2 protein-coding genes are annotated in these 1,694 nt (G+C 52.2%); both read right to left on the bottom strand.

Annotated elements, in window-relative coordinates:
• Positions 1 to 1,213, bottom strand: a 1,213-nt coding sequence (locus MRBLSP13_RS22495) for a hypothetical protein (RefSeq protein ID WP_363755760.1), incomplete at its 3' end; no start/stop codon positions are given.
• A partial coding sequence (locus MRBLSP13_RS22490; RefSeq protein ID WP_363755758.1) for a fibronectin type III domain-containing protein occupies positions 1,213 to 1,694 on the bottom strand: 482 nt, incomplete at its 5' end. The genes MRBLSP13_RS22490 and MRBLSP13_RS22495, both read right to left, overlap by 1 nt.

Raw genomic sequence — 1,694 nt, 5'->3', positions numbered from 1 at the left:
CTTCATTGGTGATCCTCGCATGAGCATCTTCTGCACGGGTTCCAATTTGGCTGATCTGAGACGCAAGTAGATTATCTTTGTCAGTAAGCGTCTGGATTTTGCTGTTGTAGAACGCCTTGATATTCGTGTCCAACTGGCTCAACTGCTGAGTGAATGACGTTGCCTGCGAGGCAAGGCCGTTAGTCCAAGCATTGTGTTCAGCAACGATGTTCGATTCAGCAGTGCCAATGCGGGCCTGCATCTGAGTAAGCGAAGTGGTAAAAGCGTCATTCTTCGTCGCCTGAGCGGACTTCTCTTGCGTGAATGCAGCTTCGTTCGCGTTGAACCTCGCACCAACCTGAGTGTTGATTATCGCCTGCGCGTTGAACTGCCCAATGCGAGTTGACTCCTCGTTACTAATTGCAGTCTGCAAGGTGCCCTGTCCGGCAGTCAGCTGAGTGATTGCACTCTGCCAGTTCGTGCCATCTGCTAGAACGTCTGATCGAAGCGCATCTACATAAGAGGTAACGTAGGTCGTCGTCGCGCCCATGTAGGTCTGATACATGCTGTCAGCAGCGGTAACGGCTTTCAGTGCTGCTTCTGCAACTCCGTCGATCTTCTTGATAATCGGATAATCGTTATAGCCGGGCAGCAGGTTGCGCTTCGCCTCGATGGCAGGCCAAGCAGCGAACGTATCCACGCCGAACGCATCGAAAGGTGCGACTCTCACATAATAGCGGCTGCGATCCGGCAGAGGGATTGGGAATTGCGTCGCTTTGCCCCTGTAACGCTCTGTCGTGCTATCTAGGGGAAAGTCGGGTGTAGTGCCTACCCAAGCGATATAGCCCTCTAGATCGCGGTCTGAGGGTTCGGTGACAGCGATAATCACGCCATCGGTCGTGGGCACAACAGCCGGGGGGTCATTGAAAACAGGGATCGGGTTGACTAGCGGGACTTCTGATCCGTCTGACCACCTGAGGTTTGCGTCCTGTGCAAACATCGTCACAGTGGGAGAACGCGTCAGTCCAGCTGCTTCGTTCTCTGCATAGGAAAGAACGTCCCTGTATAGGAAGTCGCCATCTTCATTTGTGCCCTGATGGTTCAGAGCATCGATGTAGTGAACAACTGTCGAGTTCAAGCACTCGTATTCAAGACGATACTGCTTTACCGCGCTGTTGAATGGGTCTTCTTTGAAGTGGACAACTACGTCGCGCCCATTGAATGTGATAGCCATTAGTCCACCCCGACGAAAATAGGAGGGGCCAGCGGATATTCACCACCGCCAAATTCCATTTCATATTCTAGAACAGCCGGATCACCGCTTGCTCCGAAGGTATTTATTGCCTTCACAGTGAAGATGTATTCGCCGGGACGAGCATCTTCTATCGAAGCACTGTTCATCAAACCGCTGTAAAGATCGTGCCACAATCCATCTGGTTTGAAGACCTCGACCTTGTAGCCCTTGAACGCCAAGCTAGTGTCGGTGATTGCATCCCAACTCAGAGTGAGTGTGTGACGGCTACCTAGAGCGTCGTCAGTGCTGAACGTGTGCTTGACTGCTAGGCCAGTTGGAGCAGGCATTGCGCTGTTGCGCTTTAGATCGCTGTAGGGAATCTGAGGAACAGGGATATTCTGTTCAACCCAAGCATACTTGCCAGCAACGTGCAGAGTAGCTGTTACACTGTAGAGGCCATCGCCCTTGTCTTCGATGTTCG

The sequence above is a fragment of the Sphingobium sp. LSP13-1-1.1 genome (assembly GCF_040676415.1).
Classification (GTDB): Bacteria; Pseudomonadota; Alphaproteobacteria; order Sphingomonadales; family Sphingomonadaceae; genus Sphingobium.
The sequence above is the reverse complement of the archived record's forward strand: the minus strand, read 5'-3'. Positions and strand labels throughout refer to the sequence as shown.